This is a genomic window from Mycobacterium rhizamassiliense (assembly GCF_900157375.1).
GTDB classification, from domain to species: Bacteria; Actinomycetota; Actinomycetes; order Mycobacteriales; family Mycobacteriaceae; genus Mycobacterium; species Mycobacterium rhizamassiliense.
On record NZ_LT721901.1, the window covers coordinates 5,509,514 to 5,523,763 of the forward strand.

Sequence of the window (14,250 nt, forward strand, 5' to 3'; positions counted from 1 at the left end):
GGTTACAGGCCTTTTTCGGTCCACCCGGCAGTTTTGACCATACGGAGAGAAATGCACTCGCATGCGGTTGCTCCAGCGCGTACCGAACGGGCCGTCGCGGGCTCTCCCACACGCGTGAACCGGGGCCGTGATGCATGCTGGGATGGCTGCGGGTCGATGACTGGCCGCCCGATGATGATCGCGTTTCCGCCCTACTGTGAGGATCTGGATTGAGGTTCAGCCGGCTTGGTGTGGCGCTGAGTGTCCTGGCCCTGAGCGGGGCGATGGTGTCGGGATGCGGCGAGACCGCACCGAAGAGCGCCCCGCGGAGCTCGACGAGCGCATCACCCGTGCAGTCCAACTGCGGGGGCAAGAAGACGCTGACGGCCAGCGGATCGACGGCTCAGGCCAAGGCGATGACGCGCTTTGTCGATGCGTTCGAAGAGGCCTGCCCGGGCCACACACTGAACTACTCGGCCAAGAGCTCGGCCACCGGGATTACCGAATTCACCAGTAAAAAAACAGATTTCGGCGGTTCCGACGAGCCACTGGACCAGGCCCAGGGCGACGCGGCGCGGCAACGCTGTGGTTCGCCGGCATGGAACCTGCCGCTGGTGTTCGCGCCGATCGCCATCGTCTACAACGTCAAGGGCCTCGATTCGCTGACCTTGGACGCACCGACGGCGGCGAAAATCTTCAACGCGACGATCACCGCCTGGAACGACCCCGCGATCCAGGCGCTGAACCCGGGCGCGACCTTGCCGACCGAACCGATCCATCTCATCTTCCGCAAGGACGATTCGTGGACGACGAACAGCTTCCAGCAATACCTCGACGTCGCATCCGGCGGCGCGTGGGGCAAGGGTGCCGGCAGGAAATTCAACGGCGGCAAGGGCGACAGCGCCAAGGGCAACGACGGCACCGCGGCCGCCGTCAAGGGCACCGACTCCTCGATCGGCTACACCTCATGGTCGTCCTCGAAGTCGCAGACGTTGGACATGGCCAAGCTCGTCACCTCGGCCGGTCCGGATGCGGTGGGGATCACCGCCGACTCGGCGGCCAAGACGGTTGCCGGGGCCGCGTTCAGCGGGCAGGGCAACGATTTGGTGCTCGATACGCGGTCTTTCGAGAAGCCGAGCATGCCCGGTTCCTACCCCATATTGCTGCCGGCATACGAAATCGTGTGCTCGAAATATCCCGATGCCGATGTCGGCGCCTCGGTGCGGATGTTCCTGCAGACCGCGATCGGGGCCGGCCAGAAAGGCTTGGCGGACAACGGAAATGTCCCGTTGCCCGATGAATTCAAGTCGAAGTTGTCGGCCGCGGTGAACGCCATCACGTGAGGCACCGCTGGTGAAATTCGTCCTTGCCAGTTACGGCAGTCGTGGCGATGTCGAGCCGTTCGCCGCCGCGGCTCGCGAGCTGCTCGACCGGGGACACGACGTATGCCTGGCAGTCCCGCCGATGATGACGAGCTTCGTCGAGTCGGCGGGCATCGCCGCGGTGCCCTTCGGGTCCGACGCCTCGTCCGCGGCGGTCATGGGCGACGTGGTGCGCAATATCAGGGAGGCATGGGTCCAGTGGGGCGCCGCATTGAAGGCGCTGTCGGACGGCGCCCACCTGCTCCTGACGGGCAAGAGCGAGCAGGCGTTGGCGGCCAATGTCGCTGAGTACTACGGGATTCCGCATGCCGCGCTGCACTTCTTCCCGGGCGACCATGCCAGCATCGGCGGTGTGCTGGGGCGCCTCGCCAAGCAGGCCGAGGATACTCAGCGCCGCGAACTCGGGCTGCCGGACGCGACCGGATCCCTGCCGCAATCGCTGGAAATTCAAGCCTACGAGGAGTTTTGCTTTCCCGGCCTGGCCGCCGAGTGGACGCAACAGGGCCGGCGCAGGCCCTTCGTGGGCGCGCTGACGCTGGAGTTGCCCGCGGCCGACGACGCCGAGGTCCTGTCGTGGATCGCCTCCGGGCCGCCGCCCATCTATTTCGGTTTCGGCAGCGGTCTCAAACTGCCCTCCCCCGCCGAGACGGTCGCCGTGATCGCGGCGGCCACCGCACAATTGGGCGAGCGGGCGCTGATCTGCAGCGGCCCGGACGACCTGTCCCAGCTGGGCTATCCCGACCACGTCAAGGTCGTGCGCGCGGTCAACCACGCAGCGGTGTTCCCGGCCTGCCGAGCGGTCGCCCACCACGGCGGCGCCGGAACGACGGCCGCGGGCCTGCGGGCCGGGGTTCCCACGCTGGTGCTGTGGCTTTCGGTCGACGATCAACCGGTGTGGGCCGAGGCCATCACCCGGCTGGGCGTCGGATCGGGGCGCGAATTCTGGACCAGCACACTGGATTTACTCGTCGCCGACTTGCGGTCGGTCCTCACCCAAGACTGCGCCACTCGCGCGCGCGAGGTGGCCGGCCAGATGGCCATGCCCACCGAAAGCGCGGCCCGCGCGGCCGACCTGCTGGAAGCCACCGCCGCCGGACGAGTTGGCTGATCGCCGAAGCGCTCAGCCGGGCAGACCCGCCTTGATCGCCGCGTCCTGCTTGCGCGCGACGTCGACAACGAAGTCCGCTGGCACCGGATCACCCGACGGGCTTTGGAATTCGATGTCGACGAAGGTCCTGCCCTCGCTGAACATGATGCTGCCCTTCGCCTGCGTACCCTCGGCCTTGATCGTCGTCCCGATGGCCATCGTGCCGCCGACACCCACGTCGACCGGCGTCGCCGCCCCGCCCCGCACGCCCAGGTCGGGATCAGTGATCGCCTTGATGGCCTGATCGCGCGCCTGCGCCGCGGCGTTGGCGTCGGGATAGACGTAGATGGTGTCGTCGATCGACCGGGCGCCGGCCTGGTTCATGAACAGTCCACTGATGCCGTTGGGAACCGGCACCGTTTGCATCAGTTTGAAGCTGTCGCCCGGCACGACGATGTCGGTGGGCTTGATCAACAAATTGCTGTAGTCGGAAGGCTGGGCGGTCCCGCTGGTCGAGTTCGGCGCCGCCGATGAAGCCGGCGCCGACGATGAACTCGAGGATTTAGCTGACGACGACGGGGTTGTCGACTTGTCGCTTCCACATCCCGCAATCGCGACGCTAACGGCCAGGGAGGCAACCGTCCAGCCGGTTGCTATCACCGATATCTGCTTCACTATTAGCTCCTAAGGGAATTTGCTGACATCTTTCGGCAACATAGCGGATTTGCCATTCCGTTGGAATGACGGCGTTAAATCAGCCGCGGCGAAATCGCTCGCGCAACTCCGGGTCGTTCTCCCACCACAGCCCCGTCGGCGCCGCGTCGTCGCCGGCGGCCGCCTCGGCCGTGTCGAGCTCGGCGTCGACCTGGGTGGCGTGCGCCCGCTCGTCGTGCGACAGCGCACGCATCAACAGCAGGATGAACGGCAACCCGACGACGTCTCCGAGGATCCATAGCACTCCGGCGCCGATGGTCTGGTCGAGCCGTTGGTCCGGGCCCCAACTACGTTGCAACGCAGCGTAATACGCCACGCCAATCAGCGAGCCCTGCCAGATGACCAAACCCAGCAGCCCGTCGCCCAGGGTTTCGCCGACACTGATCAGCAGCGAAATGAGCTGGGAATACCTATGCGGAACGGGGTCTGTTTGCAGGCGCGCATAGAAGTAGCCGAACCCGATGAGCACCAACATAATTCGTGTCGGTGCGCCGATCCATTCGTTGTCGAGGGCCGCGGTGTACCAGGGCGTGAGGTAGAGCAGCCACGGCGTGGCGAGCATCGCCAGCGACGTCGTGGCGGGATGCGCGAGCACGCCGGCGACGCGGGTGCTCAGCAGCCGATCGAACCGCTGCCGGCCGGCCGGGCCCAGCGCATTACCGACAACAGTGAGCGGCCTGCCCTGCGCCACAAAGAACGGCACCACGTACAGGAGCAGCAATACCTGCAGCGCGCGCACCCAGAACAGCACGTAGGCGTAGGTGCCGATCGCGCTGACGGTGGCCAACGCCCACAGTACGACGCCAAGGCCGAAGCACGCGGCCTGCACCGGGGTCGCGGGCTGGTCGCTGTCCCGGCCGCGCCGGTAGCACCACGCGTACGCGCCGACCACCAGCACGATCACCGTCGCGGAGGTCAGGTCCAGCCGCCAGGCCTGAACCAATGTGTCGACCGTCAGCGGTCCGGGATCGACGTGCATGGCCGCTAGCGTATTGCGCCCGACCAGACGGCGACCGCGCTTAGGGCGTGCTCGCCGGCTGGGGGCCCCGGCCCTCGCCGGTCAGGTACTTGGGGCAATACGAGTTGGCCGCGATCATGGTGAACCGGGCAGCGCCGTTGCCGCTGAAACCCGGATTGCGCAGCTGCAGGTTGTTGACGATGTTGGTGTCCTGCTCGCCGCTGTCGACCAACTCGCAGACCGTCTTGGCGGCCGAGATCGCCGCCGCCGGATCCTGGAAATTGAGCCCGGCCTGGCGGAGCTGGGCCAGGAAATCGGCATCGACGGCGGGGTCCGGGGTGGGTGTCGCGCTGGTGGTGGGGTCGGCGTGCGCCGGCCCGGCCAGGGCAATCGCGGTGGCGACGCTGAGCAGCATCAAAAAGCGCCTCATGAATTCGGATTGTCCCAGAGTTGCCACGGGCCCGCATCCCGCCAGCCGGTGCGCGGCGCCGATCCCGATGGTGTTGGGTAGATCGACGTGGCCGCCATCATCGTTCTCGACGTCTTCGTCGGCATCATCGCCGTGGTCGCGCTGATTGCCACCTGGAATCAGGCGCGTGCACGGACCAACAACCCGACCGCCAGGGGCGTGGTGGTAGCGGTCGAGCGGCTCACACCGCGGCGCAGAAACGTCGCGCGGCTTCAGGTCGGCCTGCGAATGGTGGGACCGGCCGTGCGCTACGAGGTCGCGCTCGACTTGGAAGCCGAAGGCAACCGGTACGAGCTCTCGACGCCCAAGCCCGACACGCGTCCGTCGATGGGATGCGACGACGAGGAAATGTCGTGGGGCATCGAGATCCCCGAGGACGAACTCGACGGCGTGTGGGTGATCGCGTCGTGGATCGACGCGCGCCGAACCCGGCTGCGAATGGCTGCCCTCGCAACGAATCTGGGCACGCTGCAGACCTACGAGTGGAAGTGGGCGGCCGACTGGCGCCTCTCGGCGGCGGGCCACTGGCGCAGGCTGCGGGCGACGACCACGCCCCCACGGACGCTGCCCGGAATGGGGCCGCTGGAGCTGGGGCGCCCGCCCGGGCGCGGGCCGCTAGCCCAGATCGCCGTCGAGACCGCCGCGGCCGCCGAGGAGTAGCGCTAGCCGTTGTTCGCCGGGGTTGCCGGCGCGGGAGGCGCAGCGGGCGCGGGCGGCAGCTTGTTGGGGCAATAGGCACTGGCCGCCAGCGCGGTGAACTTGGCGGCGTTTTCCTGGACCAGGCCGGGGTTTTCGGCTTGGACCGTCTTGACCACGTCCGCCATCGGCGAGCCCTGGTTGACCGACTGGCACACCCACTTCGCCGCCGCGATGACCTTGCCCGGGTCTTTGTAGGTCACTCCCGACGCCTGCAGCGCGGCGAGGAATTGGTCGTCGCTGGCATCGGCGGACGCCGGGGCGGCCGTGCCGATCACCGCGGCGAGGCTCAGCAGCAGCAGAAGGCGCTTCATAGTCCACAAATAGTCGCAGAGCGGCGCGCCGCCCGCATCTCCTCGAGCAACTCCGGGCGCTGAAATTTCGTCAACCCGCGGTTGACACGACCACTAGCGTCAACCTAGCGTTGACGCATGCCCGAGAACACGCCCATCAGCTACCCCGTCCGCCTCGACGAACTCATCGGCGCGATCAAGCGCGTGCACCCCGACGCGCTGGACCAACTGGCCGACGCCGTGCTGGCCGCCGAGCACCTCGGCGAGATCGCCGACCACCTGATCGGGCACTTCGTGGATCAGGCGCGCCGCTCGGGGGCGTCGTGGACCGACATCGGCAAGAGCATGGGCGTCACCAAACAGGCCGCCCAGAAGCGCTTCGTGCCGCGGGCCGAGGCCGCACCGCTGGATCCCGAACAGGGCTTCGGGCGCTTCACGCCGCGAGCGCGCGGCGCGGTGGTAGCGGCCCAGAACGCCGCGCACGACGCCGGCAACAGCGAAATCACCCCCGATCACCTGCTGCTCGGCCTGCTGAGCGATCCGGCCGCGCTGGCCACGGTGTTGCTGCAGCTGCAGCAGGTGGACACCGAGGCCCTGCGCGGCGGCGTGGAACTGCCCGCGGCGGCCGGCGACACCCCCGACCTCATCCCATTCAGCGGGCCGGCCCGCAAGGTGCTCGAACTGACCTTCCGCGAAGCGCTTCGGTTGGGCCACAACTACATTGGTACCGAGCACCTGCTGCTGGCGTTGCTCGAACTCGAAGACGATGCCGGTCCGCTGCACCGCTGTGGCGTCGACAAAGACCGGGTCGCTGCCGACCTGGTCGCCGCGCTCGAATCGCTCACCAGCGCAAAGAACGCCGAGAACCCCGGCGCTACCTGAGCCGGCCGACCCCTCCCGTTGGCAATGCCGCGTGTGCAATCATGCGAAGGTCCCCTGCACGGGCGCATAGGAGGCAAAGACGTGACGAACAGGCACCGCTGGGCGATCGTCCTGTCCACCTTCCTGGTTGCCGCCGCGAGCATCACCGCGACCGGCGTCGCCGCACCACTCGCGCGGGCGCAGGACGCGCCCATCGGCCACATCGGCGACACGTTGCGGGTAGACACCGGGACGTACGTCGCGGACGTGACGGTCAGCAGCGTCAACCCGTGCGATCCGCCGCCCGGATTCGGCTACACCCGCAGCGGCGTGCCGATCAAGAGCTTCCCCGGCAGCACCCCCAACCGCGCCGACGTCATGGTCCGCGCCGTCCGGGTGCCCAACCCGTACATCATGGCGACGAACTTCAGCTTCGACGGCGTCACCCCGTATGCCGATGCCTACAAGCCGCGGGCGACCGATGCGCCCGACGCGCTGGACAACGTCCTGGGCAATGCGCCGCAGGGCGCGATCGTGCGCGGCGGGGTGTATTGGGACGCCTACCGCGACCCGGTCTCCAATGTCGTTCTGCTGGACCGCAAGACGGGCCAGCACCTCGCGCAGTGGAACCTGTGACGCGGGCCGTCCACCTCGCCTCGACGGATTCTGTTGACACCCACGAGCTAGCCGCCGTTGCCGCGCGCACGTTTCCGCTGGCGTGCCCGCCGTCGATAGCGCCAGAGAACGTCGCGTCCTTCATCGACACCAACCTGTCGGCCGCGCGTTTCGCCGAGTATCTGGCCGACCCGCAGCGGGTGATCCTCACCGCCCGCGACGACGACCGGATCGTCGGATACGCGATGGTCGTCAATGGAGTGGGCGACGACCCCGACGTGGCCCGCGCGGTCGAGGTTCGCCCGGCCGCCGAGCTGTCGAAGATGTACGTGCTGCCCGAGTTTCACGGCGGAGAGCTGTCGGCCGCGCTGATGGAACGGGCCCTGGCCGCCGTCGGCGGCTGGGGCGTGCGCTGCGTGTGGCTGGGCGTCAACCAGGAAAACGTTCGCGCGCAACGCTTTTACTCGAAGAACGGGTTCAGGATCAGCGGCACCCGGACGTTCCTGGTCGGCGCCGACCTGCGCGAGCACGACTTCGTCATGGTTCGCGAGCTGGACTAGCCGCGGCGGTCAGCGCCAGCAGCCGAGACGTGGCCCGCAGGTATTTCTTTCGGTAGCCGCCGGCCAGCATCTCGTCGCTGAAGACGGTGTCCAGCTTCGCCCCCGACGCGATTACCGGGATGCCGGCGTCGTAGAGCCGATCGGTCAGCGACACCAGTCGCAGCGCGACGTTCTGGTCGTCGATGCCGTGCACCCCGGTCAAGAACACCGCGGTCACCCCCTCGATCAGGGTGAGATAGCGCGACGGGTGCATGGTCGCCAGGTGCGCGCACAGCGCGTCGAAGTCGTCGACCGTCGCACCCGGCACGTCCGCGGCACGCGCGGTGACCTCCTCGTCGGACAGCGGCTGGGGCGCCGGCGGCAGGCCGCGGTGCCGATAGTCCGGGCCGTCGATCCGCACGGTGGTGAAAATGCTTGCCAGCGTGTTGATTTCGCGCAGAAAATCCTGAGCCGCAAAGCGGCCCGCACCGAGTTGCTCGGGCAGCGTGTTGGACGTGGCGGCCACCGACACACCTTGCTCGACCAGCGCCGAGAGCATCCGCGAAACCAGGGTGGTGTTGCCCGGATCGTCGAGTTCGAATTCGTCGATGCACACCACGGTGTAATCGGCCAGCAGGTCGATGCATTCGACGAAGCCGAACACCCCGGCCAGCTGGGTCAGCTCGCCAAACGTCGCGAACGCCTTGGGAGTTGGCGGCTGCGGCCCGTCACCGGGCAACTGGTAGTACGCCGAGGCCAGCAGATGCGTCTTGCCCACCCCGAATCCGCCGTCCAGGTAAATCCCGACTCCCGGCAGCGCCGCCCGCTTGCCGAACAGCTTTCGCCGGCCCGCCCTGCGCTGCACGGCCTGCGCGCAGAAGTCCTGGCACGCGGCGACGGCGGCGGCCTGCGACGGCTCGGCCGGATCGGGACGATAGGTCGCAAAGCTCACGTCGGCGAACGTCGGCGGCGGCTTCAACTGGGCGATCAGCCGTTCCGGTGAGACGGTCGGATGCCGGTCCACCAGATGCCCCACGCGGCCCCCGTGCATGCAAAAACTGTAACGGCGTGCTGCAATCAACCTCATGCCCGACTCCGAGGACGGCGGCGGCGCCGAAACCCCACTGACACTGCTCGGGTCGGTGCGCCAACTCGACGACGGCGACCTCCCCCGGCTCTACGCGTACCCCGATCAGGACGGGACGTGGGTGCGGGCGAACTTCATCACCAGCATCGACGGCGGCGCCACGGCGGACGGTAAGTCCGGCTCGATGGGCGGGTCCGGGGACCGCCTCATCTTCAACCTGTTGCGGGCACTGGCCGACGTGATCGTCGTCGGCGCGGGCACCGTCCGCATCGAGGGCTATTCGGGCGCGCAGCTCGGCGTCGGTCAGCGACAGCAGCGGCAGGCCCGGGGGCAAGCCGAAGTCCCCCCGCTGGCGATCGTCACCAGATCGGGCCGCCTGGACCGAGACATGCCGGTGTTCACCCGCACCGAGGTGCCGCCCCTCGTGCTCACCTGCACGGCGGCCGTCGACGCGACGCGCCGCCAGCTCAGCGACCTCGCCGACGTAATCGACTGCTCCGGCGCGGATCCCGCCGAGGTCGACGAGGCCGCGCTGCTGGCGATCCTCGCGGCGCGCGGCCTGCGCCGCGTCCTCACCGAGGGCGGGCCGACGCTGCTCGGCTCGTTCATGCAGCGCGACCTGCTCGACGAGCTGTGTTTGACCACCGCGCCCTACCTCGTCGGCGGGCTGGCCCGGCGCATCGCCACCGGTCCGGGGCAACTGCTGGCACCGATGCGCTGCTGCCACGTGCTGACCGACGACGCCGGCTACCTTTACACCCGGTATGTGAAGGCCTAGCTACTGTGGTCGCATGAGCCGGCACGCCACGTTCGCCACAATCCTCGTTGCGGTGACCGCGCTCGTGTCCGGCTGCGTCCCGGGTCTGGCCGCCGACCCGCGGTTCGCCACCAACTCCGGCGCCCGGCCCCAGGGCGTGGCCCCGAGCAAGCCCGCACCCAAGGGCCCGCCGCCGATCGCCGCGCCCAAAAACGACCTGTCGTGGCACGACTGCACGTCGAAGACGTTCACCGACGCGGGGATTCGCCCGGCACCCGACGTCCAGCTGGACTGCGCGAACTACGACGCCGACCTCGACCCGGTCAACGGCGGCGGCGGGACGGTGACCATCGGGGTGGTCCGCGCCAAGTCGAGCCGGACACCCAAGGACGCCGGGCCCCTGGTCTTCACCACCGGCTCCGATCTGCCGTCCTCGACGCAGCTGCCGGTGTGGCTGTCGCGGGCGGGCACCGACGTACTGCAGACCCACCCGATCGTCGCCGTCGACCGCCGCGGCATCGGCGCGTCGAGCCCGATCGACTGCCGCGATCGCACCGACCGCCAGACGATGCGGGATCAGGCGCAATTCCAGACCGGCGACGACCCGGTCGCGAACCTTTCCGACGTCGCCAACAACGCCACGACCAACTGCACCGACGCGATCGCGCCGGGCAGCGGCGCCTACGACAACGCGCACGCGGCCTCCGACATCGAGCGGCTGCGCAGCCTGTGGGACGTGCCCGCGGTCGCGCTGGTCGGCATCGGCAACGGCGCCCAGGTGGCGCTGGCCTACGCGTCCTCGCGCCCCACCAAGGTCGCCCGGCTGATCCTCGATTCGCCAGTTGCGTTGGGCACCAACGCCGAAGCCGTCGCCGAGCAACAGGTCAAGGGCCAGCAGGCCGCGCTCGACGCGTTCGCCGCGCAGTGCCTCGCGGTCAACTGCGCGCTGGGACCCGACCCGAAGGGCGCGGTGAGCGCGCTGCTGGCCGATGCCCGCGCCGGCAAGGGGCCCGGCGGCGCGTCGGTGTCCGAGGTGGCCAACACGATCACCGTCGCGTTGGGCTTTCCCACCGGTGACCGCGTCGGCGCCACCACGAGCCTGGCCGGCGCGTTGGCAGCGGCGCGCTCCGGCGACGCGGGCCAGCTCACCGGACTGATCAACCGCGCCGACGGCACGCAGGACACCGATGGCCAGTTCGTCAATGGCTGCAGCGACGCGATCAACCGCCCGACCCCCGACCGGGTTCGCGAGCTCGTCGTCGCGTGGGGGAAGCTCTACCCCCAGTTCGGCGCGGTGGCCGCGCTCAACCTGGTCAAATGCGTGCACTGGCCGACGAGTTCGCCGCCCGCGCCGCCCAAGGACCTCAAGATCGACGTCGTGTTGCTGGGCGTGCAGAGCGATCCGATCGTCGGCTCCGAAGGCGTCGCCGCCACCGCCGCGACCGTCATCAACGCCAACGCGGCCAGCAAGCGGGTGATGTGGCAGGGCATCGGCCACGGCGCCAGCATCTACTCGCCGTGCGCGGTCCCGCCGCTGCTCGGCTATCTCGACAGCGGCAAGCTACCGACCACCGACACGTACTGTCCCGCCTGACAGTTGAGTCCCGGCTGCGGTGTACGGTGCGCTGGTGACGGCAGCTGACTCGACTCGATCCGGCTTGCGCGACAGGCTGCTGGCCGCATTCCGTCCCCTGTCCGGGCCACCGAGTACGGCGACGATCGTGCGGTCGGCCCTGTGGCCCGCGGCGATACTTTCGGTGCTGCACCGCAGCATCGTGATCACCACCAACGGCAACATCACCGACGACTTCAAGCCGGTGTACCGGGCGGTGCTGAACTTCCGCCACGGCTGGGCCATCTACAACGAGCACTTCGACTACGTCGACCCGCACTACCTCTATCCGCCCGGCGGCACGCTGCTGATGGCGCCGTTCGGCTATCTGCCGTTCGCGCCGTCGCGCTACCTGTTCATCCTGATCAATACGATCGCGATCCTGATCGCCTGGTACCTGCTGCTGCGGCTGTTCAAGTTCACCCTGTCGTCGGTGGCGGCTCCGGCCCTGCTGCTGGCCATGTTCTGCACCGAGACCGTGACCAACACGCTGGTGTTCACCAACATCAACGGCTGCGTGCTGCTGGCCGAGATGCTGTTCCTGTGGTGGCTGCTGGACGGGAAGAAAAGCCATCAGTGGTGGGCGGGCCTGGTCATCGGGTTGACGCTCACTTTGAAACCGGTGCTCTTACCGCTGCTGCTGCTGCCGGTGCTTAACCGTCAGTGGCGGGCGCTGGTGCCCGCGTTCGTGGTCCCGATCGTCGTCAACGTCGCCGCCTGGCCGTTGGTCAGCGATCCGAAGGACTTCATCACGAAGACGGTGCCGTACTTCCTGGGCACCCGCGACTACTTCAACAGCTCCATCGAGGGCAACGGCGTGTACTTCGGCCTGCCCACCTGGCTGATCGTGTTCCTGCGGCTGCTGTTCACGGTGCTGGCGATCGGCGCCATCTGGCTGCTGTACCGCTACTACCGCACCCGCGACCCGCTGTTCTGGTTCACCACCTCGGCGGGTGTGCTACTGCTGTGGTCGTGGCTCGCGCTGTCGCTGTCCCAGGGCTACTACTCGATGATGTTGTTCCCGTTCCTGATGACGGTCGTGCTGCCGAACTCGGTGATCCGGAACTGGCCGGCGTGGTTGGGCATCTACGGCTTCATGACGCTGGATCGCTGGCTGCTGTTCAACTGGATGAGATACGGCCGGGCGCTGGAATACCTGAAGATCACCTACGGCTGGTCGTTGCTGCTGATCGTGGTGTTCACGGTGCTGTATTTCCGCTACCTCGACGCCAAGGCCGCCAACCGGCTGGACGGCGGGATCGATCCGGCGTGGCTGACGGCCGAGCGGGAGCGTGAGGCGATTGCCACCGCCGCGGAGCCGGGCGCGGCGGGACATCTTCATTAGGTTGCGGTGATCGCCAGCGCGGCGTAGCCGGGCGCAGCGGGTCACCGCCATTGGCGCTAGCGTGGATGCATGAGCTCTCCCGATCTGTCGCAGCCCAAGGTGCAACTGTCTGACGACGAGTGGCGCAAGAAACTCTCTCCCGAGGAATTTGCGGTGCTGCGTCGCGCCGGCACCGAGCGGCCCTTCGTCGGTGAATACACCGACACCAAGACCCAGGGCGTCTACGAGTGCCGGGCCTGCGGGGCGGAACTGTTTCGCAGCACCGAGAAGTTCGAGTCGCACTGCGGCTGGCCGTCGTTCTTCGACCCGACGAACTCCGACGCGGTGATCCTGCGGACCGACCACTCGCTCGGCACGACGCGCACCGAGGTGCTGTGCGCGAACTGCCACAGTCACCTCGGTCACGTGTTCACCGGCGAGGGTTATCCCACGCCGACGGACCAGCGCTACTGCATCAACTCAATCTCGCTGCGCCTGGTGCCGACCGACGCGTAGTCACTTCCGCCGTCGCGTCGGCTGCTGTACCGTTGGCCCAACGGTAAGGCCTACAGCCACGCATCGGGAAGTAGACGAACATGACCAAAGACGACCTGATCCTGATCAGCGTGGACGACCACATCGTCGAACCGCCGGACATGTTCGCCAATCACCTGCCCGAGAAATACGCCGAAGAGGCGCCGCGGCTGGTGCACAACCCAGATGGCAGCGATAGCTGGCAATTTCGCGATGTGGTGATTCCCAACGTCGCGCTCAACTCGGTGGCGGGCCGCCCGAAGGAGGAGTACGGGCTCGAACCGCAGGGCCTCGACGAGATCCGGCCGGGCTGCTACAACGTCGACGAGCGGATCAAGGACATGAACGCGGGCGGGATTTTCGCCTCGATCTGTTTTCCGACGTTCCCCGGGTTCGCCGGCCGGCTGTTCGCCATCGAGGACCGTGACTTCGGCCTGGCCCTGTTGCGGGCCTACAACGACTGGCATGTCGAGGAGTGGTGCGGGGCGTATCCGGCGCGGTTCATCCCGATGTGCCTGCCGGTGATCTGGGACGCCGAGGCGTGCGCGGCTGAGGTGCGACGCAACGCCGAGCGCGGCGTGCACGCTCTGACCTTCAGCGAGAACCCGGCGGTGTTGGGCTACCCCAGTTTTCACGACGACCACTGGGATCCGCTGTGGAAAGCGTTGTGCGACACCGAGACCGTGATGAATGTGCACATCGGCTCCTCGGGCAAGCTGGCGGTCACCGCGGCCGACGCGCCGATGGATGTGATGATCACGCTGCAGCCGATGAACATCGTGCAGGCCGCCGCGGACCTGCTGTGGTCGGCGCCGATCAAGAAGTACCCCGACCTCAAGATCGCCCTGAGCGAGGGCGGCACCGGCTGGATCCCGTATTTCCTGGAGCGGGCCGACCGCACCTACGAGATGCACTCGACGTGGACCCACCAGGACTTCGGCGGCAAGCTGCCCAGTGAGGTGTTTCGCGACCACTTCCTGACGTGCTTCATCAGCGATCACGTCGGGGTCCAGCTGCGCCACCAGATCGGCATCGACAACATCTCGTGGGAGGCCGACTACCCGCACAGCGACTCGATGTGGCCCGAGGCGCCCGAACAACTGTGGGATGTCCTTCGCCAGCACGGCGTCTCGGAATCCGACACCAACAAGATGACCCACGAAAACGCCATGCGCTGGTACTCGTTCGACCCGTTCGCCAACCATCCGCGCGAGCAGGCCACGGTGGGCGCGCTACGGCAGGAAGCGGTAGGGCATGACGTGTCCATCCGCGCGCTCAGCCACCATCAGCAGGGCGAGCGGGTCACCAACGCCCTGGCCGACGCGACCCGCGGCAACACCTAG

15 protein-coding genes and 1 pseudogene are annotated in these 14,250 nt (G+C 67.8%); 11 read left to right on the top strand and 5 right to left on the bottom strand.

Features of this window, described 5'->3' with window-relative positions:
• Positions 1-209: 209 nt before the first annotated feature.
• The gene (gene pstS / locus MRAB57_RS26015; RefSeq protein ID WP_077089900.1) at positions 210-1,322 is read left to right on the top strand and encodes a phosphate ABC transporter substrate-binding protein PstS; all 1,113 of its coding nucleotides are present in this window, start codon (positions 210-212) and stop codon (positions 1,320-1,322) included.
• Between the two features lie 10 nt (positions 1,323-1,332).
• Complete coding sequence (locus tag MRAB57_RS26020; protein ID WP_077089901.1) at positions 1,333-2,469, top strand: glycosyltransferase; 1,137 nt, start codon at positions 1,333-1,335, stop codon at positions 2,467-2,469.
• 12 nt (positions 2,470-2,481) lie between these two features.
• Here the strand turns inward: MRAB57_RS26020 and MRAB57_RS26025 are convergent, their stop codons facing one another.
• The 3 genes from MRAB57_RS26025 to MRAB57_RS26035 all read right to left on the bottom strand — a co-directional run bounded on the left by MRAB57_RS26025 (position 2,482) and on the right by MRAB57_RS26035 (position 4,550).
• A complete protein-coding gene (locus MRAB57_RS26025; protein ID WP_157900671.1) occupies positions 2,482-2,922 on the bottom strand; it encodes a hypothetical protein in 441 nt (146 codons plus the stop codon).
• A 280-nt stretch (positions 2,923-3,202) separates the two neighbouring features.
• Positions 3,203-4,141 carry a cytochrome c oxidase assembly protein gene (locus MRAB57_RS26030; protein ID WP_077089903.1) on the bottom strand — a complete coding sequence of 313 codons (939 nt, stop codon included), beginning with the start codon at positions 4,139-4,141 and terminating at the stop codon, positions 3,203-3,205.
• A gap of 40 nt (positions 4,142-4,181) precedes the next feature.
• Positions 4,182-4,550 carry a DUF732 domain-containing protein gene (locus MRAB57_RS26035; protein WP_077090872.1) on the bottom strand — a complete coding sequence of 123 codons (369 nt, stop codon included), beginning with the start codon at positions 4,548-4,550 and terminating at the stop codon, positions 4,182-4,184.
• An 87-nt stretch (positions 4,551-4,637) separates the two neighbouring features.
• Between MRAB57_RS26035 and MRAB57_RS26040 the strand changes: the two genes are divergently transcribed.
• A complete protein-coding gene (locus MRAB57_RS26040; protein WP_077089904.1) occupies positions 4,638-5,249 on the top strand; it encodes a hypothetical protein in 612 nt (203 codons plus the stop codon).
• 2 nt (positions 5,250-5,251) lie between these two features.
• Here MRAB57_RS26040 and MRAB57_RS26045 read toward each other — a convergent pair whose 3' ends face one another.
• Positions 5,252-5,599, bottom strand: a complete 348-nt coding sequence (locus MRAB57_RS26045; RefSeq protein WP_077089905.1) for a DUF732 domain-containing protein — start codon at positions 5,597-5,599, stop codon at positions 5,252-5,254.
• A gap of 117 nt (positions 5,600-5,716) precedes the next feature.
• Between MRAB57_RS26045 and MRAB57_RS26050 the strand changes: the two genes are divergently transcribed.
• The 3 genes from MRAB57_RS26050 to MRAB57_RS28875 all read left to right on the top strand — a co-directional run bounded on the left by MRAB57_RS26050 (position 5,717) and on the right by MRAB57_RS28875 (position 7,614).
• Complete coding sequence (locus tag MRAB57_RS26050) at positions 5,717-6,460, top strand: Clp protease N-terminal domain-containing protein (protein WP_077089906.1); 744 nt, start codon at positions 5,717-5,719, stop codon at positions 6,458-6,460.
• Between the two features lie 81 nt (positions 6,461-6,541).
• Positions 6,542-7,075 carry a hypothetical protein gene (locus tag MRAB57_RS28870; protein ID WP_173813970.1) on the top strand — a complete coding sequence of 178 codons (534 nt, stop codon included), beginning with the start codon at positions 6,542-6,544 and terminating at the stop codon, positions 7,073-7,075.
• Positions 7,063-7,614 carry a GNAT family N-acetyltransferase gene (locus MRAB57_RS28875; protein ID WP_077089907.1) on the top strand — a complete coding sequence of 184 codons (552 nt, stop codon included), beginning with the start codon at positions 7,063-7,065 and terminating at the stop codon, positions 7,612-7,614. Before MRAB57_RS28870 ends, MRAB57_RS28875 begins: the two co-directional genes overlap by 13 nt.
• Here the strand turns inward: MRAB57_RS28875 and zapE are convergent.
• Entirely contained in the window at positions 7,592-8,680 is a 1,089-nt protein-coding gene (gene zapE, locus MRAB57_RS26060) for a cell division protein ZapE (RefSeq protein ID WP_077089908.1), read from the bottom strand. The genes MRAB57_RS28875 and zapE overlap by 23 nt on opposite strands.
• Between zapE and MRAB57_RS26065 the strand changes: the two genes are divergently transcribed.
• From MRAB57_RS26065 to MRAB57_RS26085, 5 genes and pseudogenes are all read left to right on the top strand, one after another.
• The gene (locus MRAB57_RS26065) at positions 8,679-9,458 is read left to right on the top strand and encodes a pyrimidine reductase family protein (protein WP_077089909.1); all 780 of its coding nucleotides are present in this window, start codon (positions 8,679-8,681) and stop codon (positions 9,456-9,458) included. The genes zapE and MRAB57_RS26065 overlap by 2 nt on opposite strands.
• A 5-nt stretch (positions 9,459-9,463) precedes the next feature.
• Positions 9,464-11,031: pseudogene (locus MRAB57_RS26070) on the top strand (alpha/beta fold hydrolase).
• 19 nt (positions 11,032-11,050) lie between these two features.
• Positions 11,051-12,394: an arabinofuranan 3-O-arabinosyltransferase gene (aftC, locus tag MRAB57_RS26075; RefSeq protein WP_077089911.1), complete on the top strand. Its 1,344-nt coding sequence runs from the start codon at positions 11,051-11,053 to the stop codon at positions 12,392-12,394.
• A gap of 69 nt (positions 12,395-12,463) precedes the next feature.
• Positions 12,464-12,889, top strand: coding sequence for a peptide-methionine (R)-S-oxide reductase MsrB (msrB, locus tag MRAB57_RS26080; RefSeq protein WP_425436786.1), 426 nt, complete (start codon positions 12,464-12,466; stop codon positions 12,887-12,889).
• Positions 12,890-12,969: 80 nt separating this feature from the next.
• Entirely contained in the window at positions 12,970-14,250 is a 1,281-nt protein-coding gene (locus MRAB57_RS26085) for an amidohydrolase family protein (RefSeq protein ID WP_077089912.1), read from the top strand.

Coding starts and splice junctions, on each gene's coding strand:
- MRAB57_RS26085 (WP_077089912.1), top strand. CDS start 12,970: ATGACCAAAGACGACCTGATCCTGATCAGCGTGGACGACCACATCGTC.
- MRAB57_RS26045 (WP_077089905.1), bottom strand. CDS start 5,599: ATGAAGCGCCTTCTGCTGCTGCTGAGCCTCGCCGCGGTGATCGGCACG.
- msrB (WP_425436786.1), top strand. CDS start 12,464: ATGAGCTCTCCCGATCTGTCGCAGCCCAAGGTGCAACTGTCTGACGAC.
- zapE (WP_077089908.1), bottom strand. CDS start 8,680: ATGAGGTTGATTGCAGCACGCCGTTACAGTTTTTGCATGCACGGGGGC.
- MRAB57_RS26035 (WP_077090872.1), bottom strand. CDS start 4,550: ATGAGGCGCTTTTTGATGCTGCTCAGCGTCGCCACCGCGATTGCCCTG.
- MRAB57_RS26030 (WP_077089903.1), bottom strand. CDS start 4,141: ATGCACGTCGATCCCGGACCGCTGACGGTCGACACATTGGTTCAGGCC.
- MRAB57_RS26050 (WP_077089906.1), top strand. CDS start 5,717: ATGCCCGAGAACACGCCCATCAGCTACCCCGTCCGCCTCGACGAACTC.
- MRAB57_RS26065 (WP_077089909.1), top strand. CDS start 8,679: ATGCCCGACTCCGAGGACGGCGGCGGCGCCGAAACCCCACTGACACTG.